A 22,481-nucleotide genomic window follows, 5' to 3' on the forward strand; every position below is an offset into this window, starting at 1 on the left:
TAGCCGCGCAAGCCCAACGACCGCATAATAACCCCGTCATGAGAGTCCTCAGCAAGCTTCTTCGCGCCTTTCTAGCCGTCTTCGCGGGTCTTTTCAGTCTTGGCGCTTTATTCGCGGTGGCCGCTTATCTCTATTTTGCGCCAAATCTGCCGGATGTTACGGCCCTGCGCGACGTGCAGTTCCAGGTACCGCTGAAGATATATAGCGCAGATGGCGAGCTTATGGCGGAGTATGGCGAAAAGCGCCGTGATCCGTTGCATTTCGATCAGGTCCCGCCTCAGTTGGTCCACGCTTTTCTCGCTGCCGAGGACGCTCGTTTCTACGAGCATCCCGGCGTCAGTATTCGCGGCCTGCTGCGCGCCACCTACGAGCTTATTCGCACGGGCCGCAAAGTCCAGGGCGGTAGTACCATTACCATGCAGCTGGCGCGCAACTTCTTCCTCAGCGACCGTAAGACCTACACGCGCAAGATTCGCGAACTGATGCTCGCGCTCAAGATCGAAAAGGCGCTCACCAAGGATCAGATCCTGGAGCTCTATCTGAACAAGATCTACCTCGGCAACCGAGCCTACGGTATCGGGGCGGCGGCGCACGTGTACTACGGCAAGAGCGTGAAGGATCTGACCCTCGCGCAGATGGCGATGATTGCCGGTCTGCCAAAGGCGCCTTCCGCCTACAATCCGCTGGCTGACCCGCGCCGGGCGTTGGAGCGGCGCAAATACGTGCTGACCCGCATGCACGACTTGGGGTACATCTCTGACGCCCAGTTCCAGTCGGCGTTGCAGCAGCCGATCACCGCCTCCCTGCATGCTGCCAATGTCCAGGTGCATGCACCCTATGTTGCCGAAATGGTGCGCGCCGAAATGGTGCAGCGCTACGGCGACCGTGCCTATACAGACGGCTTTAAGGTATATACCACTATCCGTGCCAAGGATCAGGCGGCGGCCAATCGAGCGCTGCATGACGATCTGGTCGCCTACACCGAACGCCATGGCTACCGTGGTCCGGAAGCGCGGATCAAGCTCGATCCGGTCACGCTCAAGGCCTTCCGCATATCCATGACGGCAGCCGCGAAGGACAAGACCGACAAGGCCAGCAAGACCAAGGGCTCCGGCCGGCCTGACGTGGGCGCGTGGGACGAAGTGCTGCAGAAACATCCTCCGGTCGGAGGCCTGGAGTCGGGGGTGGTCGTCGATGTCGGGGACAAGTCCGCGCAGGTCTATCTCGGGCCGGGACAGGTGGTCACCCTGGACTGGAAGGGGCTGAGCTGGGCGCGTCCCTTCATCAACCGCAACCTGATCGGCAACCCGCCGACCAGGGCCTCCGACGTGGTCAAGCCCGGCGACGTGGTCCGGGTCCGCGAGGACGGCGGGCAGTGGCAGTTGACCCAGGTGCCCAAGGTGCAGGGCGCGCTGGTATCCCTGGATCCGGACAGCGGCGCGATCGTCGCCATGGTCGGTGGTTTCGACTACTACGCCAGCAAGTTCAACCGTGTCACTCAGGCCATGCGTCAGCCGGGCTCGAGCTTCAAGCCGTTCATCTACTCCGCTGCGCTGCATGACGGCTTCACTCCGGCCACGCTGGTCAACGATGCGCCGGTGGTGATCAAGGATTCGGCGCTGGAAGGCGTGTGGCGCCCGGAGAACTACGAGCGCCGCTTCAACGGCCCGACGCGTCTGCGTATCGGTCTGGTCGAGTCGTTGAATCTTGTTTCGATCCGAGTGCTGCAGACCATCGGCATCAACTACGCGCTCAAGTACGTCTCGCGCTTCGGCTTCGATCCCGCCCGTCTGCCGCACAACCTGACGCTGGCGCTGGGCAGTGCCAGCGTGACGCCACTGGAGATGGCGACCGGCTACGCTGTGTTCGCCAACGGCGGCTATCGTGTGAAGCCGTACTATCTCGATCGCATCGTCGCCGAGGACGGCAGCGTGCTGTATTACGCCGATCATCCGACGGTCTGCGAGCCGAACTGCCCGAAACCGGCACCCGCTGCATCGGATGCGATGGGCACGAGTGCGACGGCAGCTCCGGCGCCGGCGACGACCGTTGCTCCGTCCACCAGCCTGGCCGTGCCGACCAGCGTCACGCCGCTCGTCGCCGTAAAGCCGCCGCCCGTCAGGCCGGCCGAGCGCGTCATCACCGCGGGCAACGCCTACCAGATGACCAGCATGCTCAAGGACGTCATCCGTCACGGTACCGGTCGCGCGGCCCTGTCCCTGCACCGCAGTGATCTGGCCGGCAAGACCGGCACCACCAACGAGCAGGTGGATGCCTGGTTCAGTGGTTTCGACTCAAGGCTGGTGACCACGGCCTGGGTCGGTTTCGACGACAACAAGCCGCTGGGGCATGCCGAGACCGGCGCACGCGCGGCTCTGCCAATGTGGATCAAGTATATGGGGGCCGCGTTGAAGGGGGCGCCGGAGTCGACCATGCCACAGCCGCCGGGTATCGTGACGGTCAAGATCGATCCCAAGACAGGACTGCTGGCGCGTCCGGGCGAAGCGGATGCGGTGTTCGAGACCTTCCGCCAGGACCGTGTGCCGAGGGCCGATACGCCGCGCAACACGGCGGGTACTGAGGCGACACCGCAGGGTAACAGCGGGCTTACGCAGCAGCTCTACTGAGTTTGGACTCGGGCGTGGTTGTGCAGGAGGGGGGATGTCCGAACAGCGTGAACGTGAGTTGATCGCTCAGGAATGCGCGCGCCTCATGCTCGATGAGGGCATCCGCGACTATGCGACGGCCAAGCGCAAGGCGGGCCAGCGTCTGCTGATCGACGGCCGTACCAACCTGCCTTCGAACGCGGAAATCGAGGCAGCGTCGCTGGAGCGGCGCCGGCTGTTCGCAGATGAGAACGAGTTGGCCGAGTTACAGGAGCTGCGAGAAGTTGCGCTGAAGGTGATGGGGCGCCTGAAGGACTTCGAGCCGCGTCTGGTGGGCGCAGTGCTCAAGGGCACCGCTGGTGCCGGTGCACGCGCCACGCTGCATGTCTTCGCCGATACCCCGGAAGATTTGTTGTTCGCGCTGATGGAGCGGGGCCTGCGCTACCGCGAGGCGGAGCGGGTCCAGTGTGTCGCGGGCGTGCAGCAGAACCTGCCCAGCGTGCTGCTGCGGATCGGTGCGGCGGAGGTCGAGGTGGTTGTGTTCCCGCTGGACGGCCTGCGCCAGGCCCCCACCAGCCCAGTCGATGGGCGCCCCATGCGCCGCGCCGACATCGCCGAAGTGACCGCTCTGGTCGAGGCGCGGCTTGCGGATGTCCTTGATGAAGGGCGATTGGTGGTCTGAACGAGGCCAGCTAAATGCCGGCGTGAACGGCATCGACCAGGGCTGCGACGCGCTCCGGGTCGATGGCCGGGTGGATGCCGTGGCCCAGATTGAATACATGGCCGGGACCATCGCCGAAGGATGTCAGTACCCTGCGGGCCTCTTCGGCCACTCGCTCGTTCGAGGCGTAAAGTACAGTGGGATCCAGGTTTCCCTGTAATGCCACCTTGCCGCCGACACGGGCGCGCGCATCGCCGATATCCGTGGTCCAGTCCAGGCCCAGCGCGTCGCAGCCGCTGTCGGCCATGGACTCCAGCCACTGTCCGCCGCCCTTGGTGAACAGCGTGACCGGTACGCGACGACCTTCGCTTTCGCGCTGCAGGCTCTCGACGATGCGCTGCATATAGGTCAGCGAGAACTCGCGGTAGCCTACCGGAGTCAGCGATCCCCCCCAGGTGTCGAAGATCATTATTGCCTGGGCACCAGCGGCGATCTGTGCGTTGAGGTAGGCGCCGACGGCGTCGGCGAGTACGCCGAGCAGTCTGTGTAATGTGGCGGGGTCATCGTAGAGCAGGCCTTTGACGCGCGCGAATTCCTTGCTCGAGCCGCCTTCGACCATGTAGGTGGCAAGCGTCCACGGACTGCCGGAAAAGCCAATCAGCGGCACGCGCCCGTCGAGTTCGCGTCGGATCACGCGTACCGCGTCGGTGACGTAGCCCAGTTCCAGCTCGGGGTCTGGTGCGGCCAGGGCGGCGATTTCGGCCGCTGTGCGCACGGGGCGTTCGAAACGTGGCCCCTCTCCTTCCACGAAATGCAGTCCCAGGCCCATGGCGTCGGGCACGGTGAGAATGTCTGAAAACAGGATCGCAGCATCCAGCGGGAAGCGCTCCAGAGGCTGCAGGGTCACTTCGCAGGCCAGCTCGGGCGTGCGGCACAGGTTCATGAAGCTGCCGGCGCGTTCACGTGTGGCACGGTACTCGGGCAGGTAGCGGCCCGCCTGGCGCATGATCCAGATCGGTGTGGCGTCGACCGGCTGGCGTAGCAGTGCACGCAGCAGCCGGTCATTGTGCAGTGGCGAGGTCATGACTGTGGCTCAGACTTCGAGGTAATCGAGAATGCCCTGGGCCGCCTCGCGTCCTTCGAACACGGCGGTGACCACGAGATCCGAGCCGCGCACCATGTCGCCGCCGGCGAAGACCTTGGGATTGCTGGTCTGAAAGACGATGCCGCTGTTATTGGCAGCGACGCGCCCGTCGGCATGCATGTCGATGCCGAAGTCTGCGAACCACGGCGCCGGGCTCGGACGGAAGCCGAAGGCGATGACGACACGGTCGGCGGGCAGGATCTCCTCCGAACCGGGGATCGGTTCGGGCCGTCGCCGGCCGCGCGCGTCGGGTTCGCCGAGCCGGGTGCTGATCACTTTGACGCCTTCCACGCGGCCGTCGCCGACGATCTCCACCGGCTGGCGGTTGAATAGGAATTGCACGCCTTCTTCGCGCGCGTTGGCCACCTCGCGCCGCGAACCGGGCATGTTCTCCTCGTCGCGGCGGTAGGCGCAGATCACACTGGCCGCGCCCTGTCGTACGGCGGTGCGGTTGCAGTCCATGGCGGTGTCTCCGCCGCCCAGGACCACGACGCGCTGACCGCGCATGTCGACGAAGTCCTGCGGATGCTTTTCCAGACCGAGTTCGCGGTTGATGTTGGAGATCAGATAGGGCAGGGCTTCGTGCACGCCGGGCAGTTCTTCCCCCGGGAAGCCTCCCTTCATGTAGGTGTAGGTGCCCATGCCGAGAAACACCGCGTCGTACTCGTCCAGCAGTTGCTGGAAGGGAAGGTCGCTGCCGACCTCGGTGTTCAGCACGAATTCGACGCCCATCCCCTCGAGCAGTTCGCGGCGGATGCGTACGATATCCTTCTCCAGCTTGAACGGTGGGATGCCGAAGGTCAGCAGGCCGCCAATCTCGGCGTAGCGGTCGTAGACCACGGCGTTGACGCCGTTGCGCGCGAGAATGTCGGCGCAGCCGAGGCCCGCCGGGCCGGCGCCGACGATGGCGACGCGCTTGCCGCTGTCGACGACGTGCGACAGGTCCGGCCGCCAGCCGGCCTTGAGTGCCTCGTCGGTGATGTAGCGCTCGATCGAGCCGATGGTGACCGCGCCGAAGCCGTCATTGAGCGTGCAGGCGCCTTCGCACAGGCGGTCCTGCGGGCACACGCGGCCGCACACTTCGGGCAGGGAATTGGTGCGGTGCGACATCTCCGCCGCGGCGAACAGTTGGCCTTCGGAGATCAGCTTGAGCCAGTTCGGGATGTAGTTGTGGACTGGACACTTCCACTCGCAGTACGGGTTGCCGCAGGCGAGGCAGCGACCAGCCTGGGCGGCGGCCGAGTCGCTGTCGAAATGGCCATAGATTTCCTTGAATTCCAGAATGCGCTCCGCCGCCGGTTTCTTGCCCGGATCCTGGCGGGGAATTTCGAGGAACTGCATGGGCTTCGCCATGGGAAACCACCTGTTCAAGAACGCTGATGAGCGGTGTGCCGTGCGCGCGACGTACCGCGGGGAGGCGGGGCGGCGGCCATGCGCTCACCGTCGGGTCAAGCCCGTGGAGGAGAGGAGGCGCCGTCCCTGCCGCCGCACGATCAACCTCGCGCCGACAGCTTAAGTTTCGTGCGACCGTCCGGCAGAGCCTGGCGGCGTGCAGTCGCAATGCTCGCACAACGGCGATTGCGCTGCCTATCGCCCGCATCCTGCGGCGGGTTGTGTTCAGCCAGCCAAGCGCGCCTTGAGTTGGGCGCTGACCGCCGCCATGTCGGCGCGTCCCTGCAGCTCAGGCCGCAGTTTGGCCATGACCTTGCCCATGTCCTTCATGCCGACGGCGCCGGTTTCGGCGATCGCCTCCCGGAGCAGGGTCTCGATCGCGGATTCGTCCAGAGGCGGCGGGAGGAATTCCTGAATGATCTCGAGTTCGCTGGCTTCGCGTGTGACGAGATCGTTGCGCCCGGCCTTGCCGAACTGTTCGATCGATTCCCGCCTCTGTTTGGCGAGTTTGTCAAGCACGGCAATCGTACCGGCGTCATCCAGCGGCTCGCGCGTGTCGACTTCGATCTGCTTGAGCGCGGCCATGATGCCGCGCAGCGTGCCCAGGCGTTCACGCGCGCCGGCGCGCATGGCGGCTTTCACGTCTTCGGCAATGCGCGTCTTGAGCGGGGAGGAGGCGTCCGACATCGGTCGTTTGCCCCTGCGCTCAGTACAGGCGGACGCGGCGGGCGTTCTCGCGCGAAACGCGCTTGAGCTGGCGCTTGACCGCGGCCGCAGCCTTGCGCTTGCGCACAGAGGTGGGTTTCTCGTAGAACTCGCGGCGGCGGACTTCGGTGAGCACGCCGGCTTTTTCGCAGGTACGCTTGAAGCGACGCAGGGCGACCTCGAAGGGCTCGTTCTCTTTCACGCGGACATTCGGCATACGAACTCTCTAACTCCTGGAATCTGGGATAATGCACGGCCCGGACGCAGTAATGCCTACGCAGCGGGACCGCGGAACCCGGCATTCTAAGACTTGAGTCCGGGAAATGCCAGTGCGGCGGATACAAATGTGGGCGGGGAGTTCGCTCATGTAGTATTTGCGGCCCGAGCGCTGCCGGGCCGGCGCTCGTAGGCGTCAGTGATGGTTTGATCTGAGCGCACACAAATCAACTGGAACCGTGAACTTTACATGAACAGAGTGCTTGGCATCGAAACCTCCTGCGACGAGACCGGGGTGGCGCTGTATGAGCCGCGCAGCGGCCTGCTCGCGCATGCGCTGTACAGCCAGATCGATCTGCACGCGGTCTATGGGGGCGTGGTGCCGGAGCTGGCTTCGCGCGACCACGTGCGCCGTTTGCTGCCGCTGGTGCGCCGGGTGTTGGATGAGGCCGATATCGAACGCCCCGACGCGGTGGCATACACGGCCGGTCCCGGCCTGATCGGCGCGCTGCTGGTCGGCGCGTCCGTCGGCCGCAGCCTGGCTCTCGGATGGGGCGTGCCGGCGGTCGGCGTGCACCACATGGAAGGCCATCTGCTCGCTCCCATGCTTGAACCAGATCCGCCGGAGTTTCCCTTCGTCGCGCTGCTGGTGTCGGGTGGGCACACGCAACTGGTCGATGTCGCCGGCGTGGGCGAGTACCGCCTGCTCGGGCAAAGCGTCGACGATGCCGCCGGTGAAGCGTTCGACAAGACCGCAAAGCTGCTCGGTCTGTCCTACCCGGGCGGGCCGGCACTGGCCGCCCTGGCTGAGCACGGCGATCCCGCACGCTTCCGGTTTCCACGGCCGATGACCGATCGGCCGGGTCTGGATTTCAGCTTCAGCGGCCTCAAGACCTATGCGCTCAATACCGCGACCGAAGTGGGCGACGACGAGCAAGGACGCGCCGACGTGGCGCGGGCCTTCGAGGACGCGGTGGTGGACACTCTGGCGATCAAATGTCGGCGTGCCCTGCGTGAGACGGGGCGGCGGCGTCTGGTGGTGGCCGGAGGGGTCAGTGCCAACCGGCGCTTGCGTGAGCGCATGGCGTCACTGGAGGCCGAACTCGGTGCGAGTGTTTCGTTTCCACGCCCGGCGTTCTGCACCGACAATGGGGCCATGATCGCCTATGCCGGCTGCCAGCGGCTGCTGGCCGGTCAGACCGACGATCTTGCGATCCGGGCGACGCCGCGTTGGCCGTTGTCCGAGTTGGCCGGTTGAGGTGCCGGTGTTTTCAGGCCTTGCGGCCAATGCGCGGTTCCGTGCCGGCGATCAGGTTGCGGATGTTCTTGCGGTGACGCCAGAAGATGAGCGCGGTGATGAACGCCAGAACGGCTGTGGCGACAGGATTTGCAGTGATCCAGAACAGATAGCCCGGTGCGAGCAGGAAGGCACCCAGCGCCGAGGCCGAGGAAATGCGTGTGAGCAGCGCCATGGCGAGCCAGCTGAGTACGACCAGGCCGCCGACCAGCGGGTTGAGTCCGAACAGCGCACCCAGCGCCGTGGCGACGCCCTTGCCGCCCTTGAAGCCGAAATAGAGCGGGTAGAGATGGCCGAGGAAGGCACCCAGGCCGACGGTGGCGACGATGGCTTCGGGGCGGCCCAGCGCCGTGGCGACCGCGGCCGGGAGGAGGCCTTTGACAAGATCGCCGCCCAGCGTGATGACGGCTGCTTTTTTGCCGCCGAGACGCAGTACGTTGGTCGCGCCTGGGTTGCGCGAGCCTTCGGTGCGCGGGTCGGGCAGTCCTATCAGGCGGCAAGTGAGAACGGCCGTCGAAACCGAACCGAGCAGGTAGCCGCCGATGATCAGAAGAATGTCGTATGGCATAGGCAATCCGTATTCGCGAGCGTCGGCATGATACCCGAGATCGATGGCAGGCAGGTGAGCGGACACGGGGGAGAGCATGCCCCGGAGCGTTGAAGCGGACGCCTCCGGCGCGCTCGATCCGGCGATCGTGCGCCGGCATTTCGAGCGCGCGGCGACGCGGTTCGATTCTGCCGCCGCGCTGCCGCGTGAGATCGGCGAGCGCCTGCTGGGACGCCTGGACCTTATTCGCCTGCAGCCTGAGCGGGCTCTCGATCTGGGCGCCGGCACCGGCGTGGTCGCCCAGGCGTTGCTGCGCCGCTACCGCGGTGCGCAGGTCTATGCCGTGGACAGTGCCGCCTGCATGCTGGTTTTGGCGCGCCGCCGTGGGGCCTGGTGGCGGCGCCCACGCGTGGTCTGCGCGGATGCAGAGCGCCTGCCGCTGGCCGCGGCTTCGATGAATATGGTGGTGTCCAACCTGATGCTGCCGTGGTGCTTGCCGCCGGATGCCGCGTTAGCCGAAATCCGGCGTGTGCTGGCTCCCGGGGGCGTGTTGTTGTTTTCCACCCTCGGCCCTGACACGCTGATCGAACTGCGCCGTAGCTGGGCGCGGGTGGATGCACTGCCGCACGTCAATCCGTTCATGGACATGCACGACGTCGGCGATGCTCTGCTGCGCGCCGGCTTTGCCGATCCAGTGATGGACGTCGAACGGCTGGAGGTGACGTATCCCGACGTGAGCGGGCTGCTGCGCGAACTCAAGAGCCTGGGGGCGGGCAATGCGCTCAGCGGACGCGCGCGGGGCCTTGGCGGTCGAAGTCGGTTGCAGGGCATGATCGAGGCGTATGAGCGCGAGTGCGATGCCGGCGGGCGCATCCGTGCAACCTGTGAGGTCGTCTATGGCCTGGCCTGGGGGGGAGATGGGATGCCGGTCAGGTTTGGCGAGACGCGGGTGCCGTTGGAAATGTTGCGGCGTGGCATGCGACCGGGCTAGGGAATAAATCGGCTCCATCCGGATCTAGGTTAGACTAAGGGTAAAACTACATTAGCAGAGCCTATCCTGAAGATACCGTGTGGCGGCATTGTGTGGGGCGCTGCAACCCGAGGGGGCAAATGGCCGATTGGGCCGGCGCTTAGTTGCTTGGCGCTCGTTCGAAATGGCCAAACCACGCTTCTCGCTGCGCGTCGCGGGTTCCGCGATATCTTCAGACAGGTCCTAAGACTTCAGGGGTGAGGGGCTATGGCGGTTGCCAGCGAGAGGCTAGGCGGGCCGGGTACGGCTGCGCTGGAGCAGTACAACTTCGATGTGGTCAGAAAATTCGCCGTCATGACCCTGGTGTGGGCCTTGGTCGGCATGGGCGCGGGATTCTGGATCGCCGGCGAACTCGCCTTCCCGCAGCTCAATTTCAATCTGGCCGAGATTACCTTCGGGCGCCTGCGCGCAGTTCACACCAGCGCGGTGCTGTTCGGTTTCGCCGCCAATGCACTGTTCGCGACGTCCTATTACGTCGTGCAACGTACCTGTCAGGTCCGTCTGCAGGGTGATCGGCTTGCCGCGTTCACCTTCTGGGGCTGGAACATCACCATCGCGTTGGGCATGCTGTCGTACCTGTTCGGCTACTCGCAGTCGCGCGAATACGCCGAGTTCGAATGGCCCTTCGACATTGCCATCACGGTGATCTGGGTGGTCTATGCCTGGGTGTTCATCCAGACCCTGAGGCGCCGCTCGCAGCCGCACATCTACGTGGCCAACTGGTTCTACCTGGCATTCATCCTGGCAGTCGCCCTACTGCACGTCATCAACAATCTGGCGGTGCCGGTGTGTCCGACCTGCCTCAAGTCCTATCCCTTGTTTTCCGGCGTGCAGGACGCGATGACTCAGTGGTGGTACGGCCACAACATGGTTGGCTTCCTGCTCACCGCCGCCTTCCTCGGCATGATGTACTACTTCGTGCCCAAGCAGGCTGGGAGGCCGGTGTATTCCTACCGCCTGTCCATCGTGCATTTCTGGGCGCTGGTGTTCCTGTACATGTGGGTCGGCGCCCACCACCTGCACTGGACGGCGCTGCCCGACTGGACCTCGACGCTGGCCGCGACCTTCTCCATCCTGCTGCTGCTGCCGTCCTGGGGTGGGATGATCAACGGCATCATGACCCTCTCGGGGGCCTGGGATAAGCTGCGGACCGATCCGATCATGCTGTTCCTGATCACCTCGCTGACCTTTTACGGCATGTCGACCTTCGAGGGGCCGATGATGTCGCTCAAGAGCGTCAACGCGCTGTCGCACTACACAGACTGGACCATCGGCCATGTCCACTCGGGTGCGCTGGGCTGGGTCTCGATGATCACCTTCGGCTCGCTGTACAACCTGGTGCCGGTGTTGTGGAACCGCAAGCTCTACAGCCTGCGGCTGGTGTACGTGCATTTCTTCCTGGCGACCATCGGCATCGTTCTATACATCGTGGCGATGTGGGTGGCGGGTATCGGCCAGGGCCTGATGTGGCGTGCCTATGACCAGTACGGCAACCTCGCCTACACTTTCCTGCAGTCGGTGGTCTTCCTGCACAAGCCCTACATCACCCGCTGGATCGGCGGCGGTCTGTTCCTGCTGGGCATGGTGCTGATGGTATACAACCTGGCAATGACCATCCTGGGCGCCAGGCGTGCGGCGGCCGGCGAAGCCGCCGAGCCGGCCAGGGCCTGAGGAGGGGCGCGCGTGCGACACGAGAGCATCGAAACCAACGCGGGCTTGCTGATCATCCTGACGCTGGTGGTGATCGCCATCGGTGGTCTGGTCGAAATCGTCCCGCTGTTCTATATCAAGGGCACGGTCGAACCGGCGCAGGGCGTGCATCCGTATACGCCGCTGGAGTTGCGCGGGCGCGACATCTATCAGCGCGAGGGCTGCTTCTATTGTCATTCGCAGATGGTGCGCCCGTTCCGCGACGAGGCCTTGCGCTACGGTCACTATTCGCTGGCCGCCGAGTCCGAATACGATCATCCCTTCCTGTGGGGCTCCAAGCGCACCGGCCCCGACCTGGCCCGGGTCGGCGGCAAGTATTCCAATGCGTGGCTGGTACAGCACATGATCGACCCGCGTCTGGTCGTGGCCGAATCGATCATGCCGGGCTACCCCTGGCTGATGAGTCGTCCCCTGGACGACACGCGCATTGCTGAGCGAATGCGTGCGCTCAAGGACGTGGGAGTTCCCTATTCGGACACGCAGGCCGAGTACGAGGCCAACGTCAAGCGTTTCGGTCCGCAGATGGCGCAGATGCTCGACATCCGTCACGCCAAGGCCAATCTGCTGCGCCAGGCCGCGCAGGGCGACTATGACGGCGATCCCGCGCACCTGACGGAGATGGACGCGCTGGTGGCCTATCTGCAGGCGCTGGGCAATCAGGTCGATTTCAAGAAATACGGTGAGGGTTACTTCGTCCGCTTCCGTTGAGCGGCGATGGGGAGGGTTCGATGCTCGAGGTGTGGAACTGGTTCATTGCGCTCGCGAGCCACAAGGCGACGCTATTGGCGCTGCTGTTTCCGCTGTTCATCGGCATCGTGATCTACACCTATGCCGGCCGGCGACGCTCACGGCGGCTGGAATCCTACCGCTACATGCCTTTCGAGGACGAAGATGGGGCGCCGCCGCCGCGCGGCGACGAGGACGGTAAAAAGGAATGAGCGATTCGCAAGAGGACGTCCGCAAGAGGGGGGTGGAGACCACCGGTCACGTGTGGGACGGCGACCTGCGCGAATACAACAACCCGCTGCCGCGCTGGTGGGTGTGGGCCTTCTACGGCACGGTGGTGTTTGCGGTCGTGTACTGGTTTTTGTATCCGGCCTGGCCGGTCGGGGACACGTATACCAAGGGGATGGTCACGCAGAGCTACGAAAAGGCCGACGGCGAACGGGTTACAGTCCCCTGGAACTCGCGTGCCGCCTTTGTGCACGACATGCAGTCGGGCCCCGAGGCGCGCAAGCAGCGGGTTTGGCTGGAGCGCGCGTCCAAGGCCAGCATGGCGCAACTGGAGAGCGAACCGCAGTTGCTGGATTTCACTATGAAGATCGGTCGCCAGCTGTTCGGGGACAACTGCGCGGGTTGTCATGGCGCCGGCGGGCAGGGAGTGGTCGGCCTGTATCCGAGCCTGAGCGACGACGTCACGCTGTGGGGCGGCACGCTGGCTGACATCCGCGATTCCATCGCCCGCGGTCGGCACGGCTTCATGCCGGGCTTCGAGGGAGCGCTCGACGACACCCAGCTCAAGGATGTCGCCGAATTCGTGCTGAGTCTGTCCGGTGTGCAGGGCGGCGATGCGCAGGCCGTGCAGCGAGGCGCGCGGATTTTCCGCGGCACGGCCGGAGGTTGCTTCTATTGCCATACCTCAGCGGGGACCGGCAATCCGCGCATGGGCGCGCCGAATCTGGCCGACAAGGTCTGGGCCATTGCCGACGTGTCGGGTGCCGGCCGCTACGGCGCCAAGGTGGCCGCGGTCGAGAAGGTCGTGCGCGGTGGCGTGCATCGCGATATGCCGGCCTGGAACGGGCGTCTGAGCGCCACAGAGATCAAGCTCCTGGCGGTTTACGTGCACGAACTCGGCGTTGCCAGGTGATCGCCGGCGGTGCAAGGTGTACGGTCCGCCTGTGAGTATTCGGGTACAGGATGACTGAATCTCCGGTGCAGCTCTATCGGGCGCGGACCGCGATCCACCCGCGCTCGGTTTCCGGCCGTTTCCGCAACGCCAAGTACGCGGTGCTGGCGCTCGCCTACGGCGTGTTCTTTCTGCTGCCCTGGCTGCGCTGGTCGCGCGATGTCGGTCCGCAGCAGGCCTTGCTGTTCGATCTCCCCGCGCGGCGCTTCTACGTGTTCGATCTCGTGGTGCATCCGCAGGAGATTTTCTGGCTCGCCGGTCTGTTGGTGATCGCCGCGCTGCTGCTGTTCTTCGTCACCGGCGTCGCCGGCCGCGTGTGGTGCGGCTATTTCTGCTTCCAGACCCTGTGGACCGATGTTTACATGCTCATCGAGCGCCTGGTGCAGGGCGAGCAGCCGGCGCGCATCCGCCTGGCCAAGGCTCCCTGGGGTATGGCCAAGCTGTTCAAGCTGGCGCTGACCCATGTGCTGTGGCTGGCGGTGGCCTTTGCCACCGGTCTGACCTTCACGCTGTACTGGGCGGACGCGCCGGCGCTGGTGGGGCATTTCTTCACGGGGCAGGCGCCGTTCCCGGCGTATGCGACCACGCTGCTGCTGACCGTTACCACCTATGTGTTTGCCGGTCTGGCGCGCGAGCAGGTGTGCACCTACATGTGTCCCTACGCGCGGTTCCAGAGCGTGATGTTCGATCGCGACACGCTGATCGTCTCCTACGACCGCGCCCGCGGCGAAGGCGCCAATGGGCGCTACAAACCCGACCGTGAACTCAAGGAGCGCGAGACGCGCCAGGCCGCCGGCCACGGTGACTGCATCGATTGCGGCTACTGCGTTCAGGTCTGCCCGACCGGCGTCGACATCCGTGAGGGGTTGCAGGTGGAGTGCATCCATTGCGCGCTGTGCGTTGACGCCTGCGACGGCATCATGGACACGCTCGGCTGGCCGCGCGGGCTGGTGCGCTATACCTCCCAGAATGCGCTCGAAGGACGCCGCACGCGCCTGCTCAAGCCCAAGACGCTGGGATATGGCGTGGTCCTGCTGATCGCGACAGCTCTGCTGATCGGCAGCGTGGCGGGACATCCGGACATCGACGTCAGCGTGCGTCAGACGCGCAATCCGCTGAGCGTGACGCTGTCGAGCGGCGAGGTGCAGAACCGCTATACGATAAAGGTCGACAATACCTCCGGCCGACCCTTGCGGTTGCGCCTGGTGTTGGACGGCCTGCCCGGTGCGCACATGACGGTGCTGCCGAGCCCCGAACTCCACCTGCGCCCCGAGGCGCGCCGGGCGCTGTACGTGAAGGTTCGCCTGGCCCCCGAGCCAGGTCAGGCGCGGCGCCTGAAGTTCCGTTTCCGTCTGCAACCGCAGGGGCGAACGAGCGAGCCGGAGCCGGTCAGCGTGCCCAGCCAGTTCTACACGAGGTAGCGCAGTCATGCATGGCGAGGCCGTTACCAGCGATCTGGTCCTGACGCTAGGCGGCGGCGCGCTGCTGGCCTTCGCCGCGTTCCTGCTGCTGTACCGTTTCACGCGTCTGCGCGGCAAGCAGGTTGGGCTGCTGGTGGCGCTGGGCGTCACGCTGCTGTACGCGCCGTTCGCTGCGCTGCGCTGGCAGGGACTGGACGTGCTGGCGATTCATCTGGCGCTTTATTGGGTGATCCCCTATGGCCTGGGCATCATCGCCGCGCACCGCGAGGGCCATCGCGAGTTGCACGAAGGCAAGCGTTGGTTCCAGTGGGCGCCGGCCCTCATCGTCGGGTTTCTGGGCGTGGTCGCGGTGGTCGATGCGGTGATCATCAGCTTCGCCGAAAATGGAGTGCCGCCCGAGCTGGCGGCCCGTATCCTGCCTCCGGTGGGCGGCGACGTGCGGGTGCATTCGAGCTTTCCCGGCATGGTCGCGCACGATTATCGGACGCGCACGGAGAACTATACGGCCTACCAGCGCCGAGTGCAGGCGCAGAAGGCGCTGGGCTGGCAGCTGCGCAAGGGCTTCATCGATCCGCCGCTGGCCGGGCGTGACGCGGTGTTCCAGGTCGAGGTGCACGACCGTGCCGGCCGGCCGCTGGCGGACGCGACCGTCGCCGGCAGTTTCATGCGTCCGTCCAACGCTGGGGAGGATCAGCGTTTCTCCATGCGTGAGGTCAGGCCCGGGTTGTATCGTGCGGTGGTGCGGCTGCCCAAACCGGGTAACTGGGAGCTGTTGCTGGACATACGCAGCGGCAAGTCGCTCTACGAGGTGCGTGGTCTGACCCAGGCCGCCACTCCAGGGAGCGGCAACTGATCCGCGGACGCCTTGCCACGCCGGCGGCATCGCCTTGATACTGTCCGTGTCGGCATTCGCTCATCGGTTTCGTTCAATGCTATTTCCGACTCCAGCGCCGTGACCGCCAGCGACCCCACTAAAGCGGACGGCGGACAGCGCTGTTTTCACTGCGGCCTGCCCGTGCCGCGAGGGCCAGCCTACGAAGTCGAGATCGATGGTGCTGCCCGCCCGATGTGCTGCCCGGGCTGCCGCGCGGTGGCGCAGGCCATCGTCGACGGTGGCCTCGAGGACTACTATCGCCACCGCACCGCGCTGCCCGATGGCCGTAGCGAGCCGCTTCCGGAAATTCTGGACGAACTGCGTCTGTACGATCGCCCCGAGGTGCAGCGCACCTTCGTGCGCGCCGGCGAGGGCGAGGTGCGGGAGGCTTCGCTGATCCTCGAGGGCATTACCTGCGCCGCCTGCGTGTGGCTCAGCGAGCGCCATGTCGGCGAACTGCCGGGGGTGCTGGAGTTTCGCGTCAATTACACCACGCATCGCGCGCGACTGAAATGGGACGACTCGCGCATCTCCCTGAGCCGGGTTCTCGAGGCCATCGCCGCCATCGGCTACCGCGCGCATCCGTTTGATCCCGAGCGCCAGGAGGTGCTGCAAAAGCGCGAGCGTGCGCGGATGCTCAAGCGTCTGGCGGTGGCGGGGCTGGGCATGATGCAGGTGATGATGGTCGCGCTCGGTCTGTACATCGGGCACGGCCAGGGCATGCAGGCCGACATCCGCACTCTGCTGCGCTGGGTCGGCCTGGCCTTCGCCACGCCGGTGGTGTTCTATGCCGCGCAGCCGTTTTTCGTCTCGGCCTGGCGCGATCTGCGGCGCCGGCGCCTGGGTATGGACGTGCCGGTATCGCTGGCGGTGGGCGCGGCGTATGCGGCCAGTCTCGTGGCGACGCTGGCCGGCACCGGTGAGGTGTATTTCGATTCCGTTTCCATGTTCGTGTTCTTCCTGCTGCTGGGGCGGTTTCTGGAAATGCTGGCGCGCCATCGCGCCGGGCAGGCTGCCGAGGAGCGCGTGCGCCTGCAGCCCACCGGCGCGCGCCGGCTCGATGCCGAGGGCGTCGAGGAGTGGGTGCCGGCCGGCGAGCTGCAGCCGGGCGACCTGGTGCGGGTGCGTCCCGGCGAGACGGTGCCGGTGGATGGACGGATCGAGGGCGGTGCCAGCAGCGTGGACGAGTCGTTGCTGAGCGGCGAGTTTCAGCCGCATCGGAGGGTCGTGGGGGATGCCGTGGTCGGTGGCTCGATCAACGTGGAAAGCCCGTTGGTCGTGCGCGTGGAGCGCGTCGGCGAGGACACCGTGCTGGCTTCGATCGTGCGGCTGCTCGACCGCGCGTTGGCCGACAAACCCCGGATGGCGCAGCTGGCCGACCGGGTGGCCGGCTGGTTCGTCGGCGCCCTGCTGATCGTGGCCGCGGGCGTATTCGCGGCCTGGTGGTGGATAGATGCGTCCCGCGCGTTCTGGGTCACTCTGGCGGTGCTGGTGGTCACTTGCCCCTGTGCGCTGTCGCTGGCGATGCCGACGGCACTGGCGGCGGCAACCGGTTCGCTCACCCGTCTGGGTCTGCTGGTTACGCGCGGGCACGCGGTGGAAACGCTGGCCCGCTGTACGCATATCGCCTTCGACAAGACCGGCACGCTGACCTGCGGCGAGCCGGAGCTGATCGAGGTGGAAGCGCTGGGCGAAAGCGATGCCGATGCCTGTCTGCGCCTGGCCGCGGCGCTGGAGCAGGCTTCCGAGCATGCGGTGGGACACGCCCTGCGGCGGGCGTGTCCGCTCGCCCCGGTGGCCGATGAGCTGCGTGCGGAGCCGGGGCTGGGCGTCGAAGGCAGGGTCGAGGGACGGCGCCTGCGCATCGGCCGGCCGGAATGGGTGCGGGGACTGGGGGGTGTGCCGCCGGCGCCGTCCTCGTCGGCCGAGGCCGGCGACATCGAGGTGTTGCTGGCCGACGAGGACGGCATGCTGGCGCGCCTGCGCTTGCGTGATCGTCTGCGCCCCGAGGCGGCGCAGGTGGTCGCGCAACTGCGTGCGCTGGGAGTGACGCCGCTGCTGCTCAGCGGCGATGCGCCGGAGGCGACTCGTCACACCGCCGGACTGCTGGGTATCGAGGATGCTCGCGGCGGTCTGGCACCGGAGGATAAGCTCGCCGCGATCCGTGCGCTGCAGGGGCAGGGGGCCGTGGTTGCGGCGCTGGGTGACGGCGTCAACGATGCGCCGGTGCTGGCCGGGGCGCAGGTCTCGGTGGCCATGGCCGGCGGTGCGCAGCTGGCGCAGGCCGGCGCCGACATGGTGTTGCTGTCCGATCGCCTGGAACGCCTGCCGGCAGCGTTCGTGGTCGCACGTCGGACTCTTAGGATCGTGCGCCAGAACCTGTCCTGGGCGCTGTTCTACAATGTCGTCGCGGTGCCGCTGGCCGCGGCCGGCCTGGTGGCGCCATGGATGGCCGCAATCGGCATGTCGGCGAGTTCGCTGGTGGTGGTGGTCAACGCGCTGCGCCTGCGCGACCTGCCCGGTGAGCGTGGGCGCGAGGCGGAGGTGGCAGGATGAGCGTGCTCTATCTGTTGCTGCCGTTGGCGCTGCTGCTGGGGATTGTCGCCATCGTTGCATTCGTGTGGACGGTGCGTAGCGGGCAGTACGACGATCTGGACGGGCCGCCGCAGCGCATGCTCATGGACGATGACGATCCGCGCCTGCCCGGCCGTGGGCAGGTACGCTTGAAGCGGCGACGGCCCGCCGCTAGCATCGATGACGAAAACGAGAAAGGGGGAGACTGATGAATGTGCAGAACATACCTTTGATGGTGATCGCCGTGCTGGTCGTGCTGGGCTGGGCGAGTTTCCTGTCGGTACTGTTCGTCAACTGGTAGGCGGGGCCTTCGCGCGAAACAAAAAGCCGTTGCCCGCGGACACGGGCAACGGCTTTCGTTTTTACTACCGGTGGTTTTTACGCGGCGATCGCGCCCTTGAGTTTGCGTATCGCGTTGTTCTCCAACTGGCGGATGCGCTCGGCGGAAACGCCATAGACGTCGGCCAACTCGTGCAGCGTGGCCTTGGGTTCGTTCAGCCAGCGTCGCGAGATGATATCGCGGCTGCGGTCGTCCAGCCCGGCCAGTGCTGACTTGAGCCGCGTTTCGTGGTGTTCCGCCCAGTCGTCGGCCTCCAGCTGTGCGGCCGGGTCCGGGCGCTCGTCGCTGAGATAGGCCGCAGGCGAGAAGCTGCGCTCCTCGGAATCTTCCGGTTCGGGGTCGAACGCCATGTCGTGGTTCGACAGGCGGGCCTCCATCTCCATCACTTCCTTGGGGCTGACGCCCAGGTCGTTGGCGACGGTTTCGACTTCCTCGCGGTTTAGCCAGCCCAGGCGCTTCTTGGCGCCGCGCAGATTGAAGAACAGCTTGCGCTGGGCCTTGGTCGTAGCGACCTTGACGATACGCCAATTGCGTAGGATGAACTCGTGGATTTCGGCGCGGATCCAGTGCACGGCGAAGGATACCAGACGCACGCCGACGCTGGGATCGAAGCGCTTGACCGCCTTCATCAGGCCGATGTTGCCTTCCTGGATCAGGTCGCCCAGAGGCAGGCCGTAGCCACTGTAGCCGCGCGCCACCTGCACCACGAAGCGCAGGTTGTGCAGTACGAGCTTGCGCGCCGCTTCCAAGTCGTTGTGCTCACGCAGAGAGACGGCCAGCGAGCGCTCGTCCTCGGCGGACAGCACTGGCATGCGGTAAACCGTCGAGATGTAGCTGTCCAGACTGCCGGAGCTGATGGCCGGCAAGCTGTTCTGCGCCGCAATCAGTTGCTTGCTCATGTGTTCAGGTCCTCCCGATTCCAGGGCCGGGCCGATAGATGGGTCTATGCATATAGTATGTTAAATATTGCGGCATTGTTCCCGGTTTACAAGCCTCTTTGCGCAGATTTACTTTCCGCGCCAGTGCATGCCGCAATGTCTGATCTCCAATTTCAATACAAAAATTATACCAGATTTTGCTCAGCTTGGCTCGATGTCGCGCAGATGCCGTCCCACCGCGATCCACGAGCCGCCCAGGCCGAGCAGTACGCTCAGTCCCAGCAGCCGCAGGCTGGAGACGGCGTCCAGACCGTTCAGGGTGAATGAGCTGGCATACAGGGCCGAGAGATGCTGCACGGGGCCGGCCAGCAGGGCACTGGCCATGCCGACCAGCAGCAGTGCCAGGATGCCGCCGAACAGGCCCAGCCAGAAGCCGCCATACAGGAAAGGACGGCGGATGAACGCGTCGGTGGCTCCGATCAGTTTGGCTACCTCGATTTCCCGGCGCCGGTTGAGGATGTCCAGACGAATGGTGTTGCCGACCACCAGGAGTACGGTAATACCGAGCATGCCGCCGATCACTCCTACGGCGCGCTGCGCTATGTCGACAATGGCGTAGAGGCGTTGCACCCAGGCTAGGTCGAGGCGCGCCTCGTCGACCTCGGGTAGTTGCTGTAGGCGCTTTTGCAGGGCTCCGATCTGCGCGCTGTCGCCACCCTGTAGCTTGGGGTAGACGACGATCACTGGCGGCAGCGGATTGCTGCCGAGCGCGTCCAGGGTATTGCCGAAGCCGGAGTACTTGCGAAACTCCGCCAGTCCCTGCGCCGGCGTCACCGCTTGGGTTCTGGTGATTTCGGGCCAGGTATCCAGTTTCAGGCTTAGGCTGTGCAGCGCATCGTTGTCCACCGAGCGCTTGAGAAACAGCGAGATCTGCACACCCTGATCGAGGCCGCCGACCACGCTGTGCAGGTTCTGCAGCATGACGTACAGCCCGCTGGGCAGGGCCAGCGCGATGCCGATCACGGCCACGGTCATGGCGCTGGAACTGGCGTTGCGGTAGAGCTTGCCGAGGCTGAACAGCAGCGCGCGCGCATGGTTCAGCAGCCAAGTGTCGAGCGCGCCTGCGGCACGTGTGCGCGTTGGGCGTCGTCGAGGTGCAGGCTCGCGGTTCGGCGTACTGCCGCGGTGCGGCTGTCTGGGCGTAGCCTGGCGGCGTGGGCGTCTCATCGATGCGGTACTGTAGGGTTGGGGTCGTCGGCTAGGCGTCCCGCGTACAGCGGTACCACGCGCTTGTCCATGATGCGGATCAGCTCGAGATCGTGGCTGGCGATGAGCACGGTAACGCCGACGCGGTTGAACTCGTCGAACAGGGTCATGATTTCCAACGACAGCTCCGGGTCGAGATTGCCGGTGGGCTCATCGGCCAGGAGTATCGACGGCTTGTTCACCACCGCGCGGGCGATGCCGACGCGCTGCTGTTCACCGGTGGACAAGGTGATGGGCAGGGCGCGTTCCTTGTGAAGCAGTCCGACCTTGTCCAGCGCGGCGCGCACGCGGCGGTTGATTTCGTGGTGACGCAGCCCTGCGATGACCAGTGGTAGGGCGACGTTGTCGCCCACGGTGCGGTCGTAGAGCAGATGGTGGTCTTGGAAAATGATGCCCATACGGCGCCGGAAATAGGGTACGCGGCGATTGCTGACCGTGGCCAGATTCTGTCCGGCGACGACGATCTGTCCGCGCGAAGGGCGTTCGATGACGGCGATGAGCTTGAGCAGCGTGCTCTTGCCGGCGCCGGAGTGGCCGGTGAGGAACGCCATCTCGCCTTCCCCTATCTCCAGGTTGACGTCGGCTATGGCCTCTTGGCCCGTGGGGTAACGTTTGCCGACGTGCTGCAGCAGGATCATCGAGCGGCTTCACCTTCGGCCAGCAGCGCGGAGACGAACTCGTCGGCGTCGAATATGCGCAGATCCTCGAGTTTCTCGCCGACGCCGATGAAGCGGATGGGGATGCCGAACTGCTGCGCCATGGCGAATACGATGCCGCCCTTGGCGGTGCCGTCGAGTTTGGTCACGGTGATGCCGCTGAGGCCCAATGCCGCGTTGAACTCGCGAGCCTGGTTGAGCGCGTTCTGGCCGATGCCGGCGTCGACCACGAGCATGACTTCGTGCGGGGCTTCGTCGTCGAGTTTGCCGAGCACGCGCCTGACCTTCTTGAGTTCCTCCATGAGGTTGGTCTGCGTGTGCAGGCGGCCGGCGGTGTCGGCGATGAGCACGTCGATGCCGCGCGCCTTGGCAGCCTGCAGGCCGTCGTAGATCACCGAGGCGCTGTCCGCGCCGCTGGCCTGCGCGATGACGTCGACGCCGTTGCGTTCGTCCCACGCCTGGAGCTGTTCGACGGCAGCGGCACGGAAGGTGTCGCCGGCGGCCAGCAGCACCGAGCGGCCTTCCGACTTCAGGCGCATCGCGAGTTTGCCGATGGTGGTGGTCTTGCCGGCGCCGTTGATGCCGACCATGAGGATCACGTAAGGGCGCTTGGTGTCGTCGACGTTCAGCGGTTTGCTGACCGGGCGCAGGATGTCGGCCATGTTCTCGTGCAGCGCGGAGAACAGCGCCTCGGCGTCGCCAAGTTGCTTGCGGCGTACGCGGGCGGTGAGGTCGTCGATGATGCGTGAGGTGGCCTCGATGCCGACGTCGGCCATGAGTAGACGGGTTTCCAGTTCTTCCAGCAGTTCGGCGTCGATGGCCTTTTTGCCGAGGAACAGGCCGCCAACGCCTTCCGTGAGTCCGCGTCCGGTCTTGGACAGCCCGGCGCGCAGACGCGAGAATAGCCCTGGCTTGGGCGTCGCCCCGGAAGCGTCTTCGGAAGCCGCGGGTGGCTTGGACTCGGGAACGGGCTGTTCTTCCGCCTCGACCGTTGCTGCCGGTTCGGCGGCAGGTGTTCCGGCGGCTGCGTCTACGGTCTCGGGCGGGGCCTCCGGCACGGTTTCGGGTGGAGGCGTGCGTGCCTCCTCCTTGGCTTTGGCCGCATCTGGCTGATCGGCGGGTTGGTCTGATTTGTTGCGACGTAGAAAACCGAACATGATGGCTTCGGTACGAACCGGTCTCAAAAGGGTGTACATGCTAACAGTTGGCGTAGTTTGGCGTAATCCGCCGCCGATGTCGCGGTCGGCCGGGGGCGAGC

The 22,481-nt window shown here is 65.5% G+C and carries 21 protein-coding genes; 12 read left to right on the top strand and 9 right to left on the bottom strand.

Translation table 11 applies throughout. The features are described from left to right. Positions 1 to 38: 38 nt before the first annotated feature. Complete coding sequence (locus P8014_RS07675) at positions 39 to 2,627, top strand: penicillin-binding protein 1A (protein ID WP_337816726.1); 2,589 nt, start codon at positions 39 to 41, stop codon at positions 2,625 to 2,627. Between the two features lie 34 nt (positions 2,628 to 2,661). After that, positions 2,662 to 3,288: a hypothetical protein gene (locus tag P8014_RS07680; protein ID WP_337816727.1), complete on the top strand. Its 627-nt coding sequence runs from the start codon at positions 2,662 to 2,664 to the stop codon at positions 3,286 to 3,288. Positions 3,289 to 3,298: 10 nt separating this feature from the next. Here P8014_RS07680 and hemE read toward each other — a convergent pair whose 3' ends face one another. The 4 genes from hemE to rpsU all read right to left on the bottom strand — a co-directional run bounded on the left by hemE (position 3,299) and on the right by rpsU (position 6,725). Continuing rightward, positions 3,299 to 4,351 carry a uroporphyrinogen decarboxylase gene (hemE, locus tag P8014_RS07685; protein ID WP_337816728.1) on the bottom strand — a complete coding sequence of 351 codons (1,053 nt, stop codon included), beginning with the start codon at positions 4,349 to 4,351 and terminating at the stop codon, positions 3,299 to 3,301. A gap of 9 nt (positions 4,352 to 4,360) precedes the next feature. Further along, entirely contained in the window at positions 4,361 to 5,764 is a 1,404-nt protein-coding gene (locus tag P8014_RS07690; protein WP_337816729.1) for an FAD-dependent oxidoreductase, read from the bottom strand. A 264-nt stretch (positions 5,765 to 6,028) separates the two neighbouring features. Further along, positions 6,029 to 6,490, bottom strand: coding sequence for a GatB/YqeY domain-containing protein (locus P8014_RS07695; RefSeq protein WP_337816730.1), 462 nt, complete (start codon positions 6,488 to 6,490; stop codon positions 6,029 to 6,031). Between the two features lie 19 nt (positions 6,491 to 6,509). Then, on the bottom strand, positions 6,510 to 6,725 hold the full coding sequence (gene rpsU, locus P8014_RS07700; protein ID WP_337816731.1) for a 30S ribosomal protein S21: 216 nt from the start codon (positions 6,723 to 6,725) through the stop codon (positions 6,510 to 6,512). A 249-nt stretch (positions 6,726 to 6,974) separates the two neighbouring features. On the opposite strand from rpsU, the gene tsaD reads away from it, so the two are divergent. Next, a complete protein-coding gene (gene tsaD / locus P8014_RS07705) occupies positions 6,975 to 7,982 on the top strand; it encodes a tRNA (adenosine(37)-N6)-threonylcarbamoyltransferase complex transferase subunit TsaD (protein WP_337816732.1) in 1,008 nt (335 codons plus the stop codon). Positions 7,983 to 7,995: 13 nt separating this feature from the next. On the opposite strand, the gene plsY is transcribed toward tsaD, so the two are convergent. Continuing rightward, positions 7,996 to 8,589 (bottom strand): glycerol-3-phosphate 1-O-acyltransferase PlsY, encoded by a 594-nt coding sequence (gene plsY / locus P8014_RS07710; protein WP_337816733.1) that lies wholly within the window; start codon positions 8,587 to 8,589, stop codon positions 7,996 to 7,998. Positions 8,590 to 8,665: 76 nt separating this feature from the next. Here plsY and bioC point away from each other — a divergent pair, with 76 nt between their 5' ends. From bioC to ccoS, 9 genes are all read left to right on the top strand, one after another. Beyond that, a complete protein-coding gene (gene bioC, locus P8014_RS07715) occupies positions 8,666 to 9,559 on the top strand; it encodes a malonyl-ACP O-methyltransferase BioC (RefSeq protein WP_337816734.1) in 894 nt (297 codons plus the stop codon). A gap of 246 nt (positions 9,560 to 9,805) precedes the next feature. Further along, positions 9,806 to 11,269 (top strand): cytochrome-c oxidase, cbb3-type subunit I, encoded by a 1,464-nt coding sequence (gene ccoN / locus P8014_RS07720; RefSeq protein WP_337816735.1) that lies wholly within the window; start codon positions 9,806 to 9,808, stop codon positions 11,267 to 11,269. Positions 11,270 to 11,281: 12 nt separating this feature from the next. After that, positions 11,282 to 12,016, top strand: a complete 735-nt coding sequence (gene ccoO, locus P8014_RS07725; RefSeq protein ID WP_337816736.1) for a cytochrome-c oxidase, cbb3-type subunit II — start codon at positions 11,282 to 11,284, stop codon at positions 12,014 to 12,016. 20 nt (positions 12,017 to 12,036) lie between these two features. Then, complete coding sequence (locus tag P8014_RS07730; protein WP_337816737.1) at positions 12,037 to 12,246, top strand: CcoQ/FixQ family Cbb3-type cytochrome c oxidase assembly chaperone; 210 nt, start codon at positions 12,037 to 12,039, stop codon at positions 12,244 to 12,246. Continuing rightward, positions 12,243 to 13,175 (top strand): cytochrome-c oxidase, cbb3-type subunit III, encoded by a 933-nt coding sequence (ccoP, locus tag P8014_RS07735; RefSeq protein WP_337816738.1) that lies wholly within the window; start codon positions 12,243 to 12,245, stop codon positions 13,173 to 13,175. The genes P8014_RS07730 and ccoP overlap by 4 nt, the downstream gene beginning before the upstream one ends. 50 nt (positions 13,176 to 13,225) lie before the next feature. Further along, positions 13,226 to 14,635 (top strand): cytochrome c oxidase accessory protein CcoG, encoded by a 1,410-nt coding sequence (gene ccoG / locus P8014_RS07740; RefSeq protein WP_337816739.1) that lies wholly within the window; start codon positions 13,226 to 13,228, stop codon positions 14,633 to 14,635. Positions 14,636 to 14,642: 7 nt separating this feature from the next. After that, the gene (locus P8014_RS07745; protein ID WP_337816740.1) at positions 14,643 to 15,488 is read left to right on the top strand and encodes a FixH family protein; all 846 of its coding nucleotides are present in this window, start codon (positions 14,643 to 14,645) and stop codon (positions 15,486 to 15,488) included. Between the two features lie 99 nt (positions 15,489 to 15,587). Beyond that, positions 15,588 to 18,065: a heavy metal translocating P-type ATPase gene (locus P8014_RS07750; protein ID WP_337816741.1), complete on the top strand. Its 2,478-nt coding sequence runs from the start codon at positions 15,588 to 15,590 to the stop codon at positions 18,063 to 18,065. Next, positions 18,062 to 18,292, top strand: coding sequence for a cbb3-type cytochrome oxidase assembly protein CcoS (ccoS, locus tag P8014_RS07755; protein WP_337816742.1), 231 nt, complete (start codon positions 18,062 to 18,064; stop codon positions 18,290 to 18,292). Before P8014_RS07750 ends, ccoS begins: the two co-directional genes overlap by 4 nt. Before the next feature lie 169 nt (positions 18,293 to 18,461). Here the strand turns inward: ccoS and rpoH are convergent, their stop codons facing one another. The 4 genes from rpoH to ftsY all read right to left on the bottom strand — a co-directional run bounded on the left by rpoH (position 18,462) and on the right by ftsY (position 22,419). After that, complete coding sequence (gene rpoH / locus P8014_RS07760) at positions 18,462 to 19,322, bottom strand: RNA polymerase sigma factor RpoH (RefSeq protein ID WP_337816743.1); 861 nt, start codon at positions 19,320 to 19,322, stop codon at positions 18,462 to 18,464. A gap of 180 nt (positions 19,323 to 19,502) precedes the next feature. Then, positions 19,503 to 20,528 carry a permease-like cell division protein FtsX gene (gene ftsX / locus P8014_RS07765; protein WP_337816744.1) on the bottom strand — a complete coding sequence of 342 codons (1,026 nt, stop codon included), beginning with the start codon at positions 20,526 to 20,528 and terminating at the stop codon, positions 19,503 to 19,505. Beyond that, the gene (gene ftsE / locus P8014_RS07770) at positions 20,525 to 21,205 is read right to left on the bottom strand and encodes a cell division ATP-binding protein FtsE (RefSeq protein WP_337816745.1); all 681 of its coding nucleotides are present in this window, start codon (positions 21,203 to 21,205) and stop codon (positions 20,525 to 20,527) included. The genes ftsX and ftsE overlap by 4 nt, the downstream gene beginning before the upstream one ends. Further along, positions 21,202 to 22,419, bottom strand: a complete 1,218-nt coding sequence (gene ftsY, locus P8014_RS07775; RefSeq protein ID WP_337816746.1) for a signal recognition particle-docking protein FtsY — start codon at positions 22,417 to 22,419, stop codon at positions 21,202 to 21,204. The genes ftsE and ftsY overlap by 4 nt, the downstream gene beginning before the upstream one ends. Positions 22,420 to 22,481: the final 62 nt, after the last annotated feature.

The sequence above is a fragment of the Acidihalobacter sp. genome (assembly GCF_037381185.1).
Lineage (GTDB): Bacteria > Pseudomonadota > Gammaproteobacteria > DSM-5130 > Acidihalobacteraceae > Acidihalobacter_A.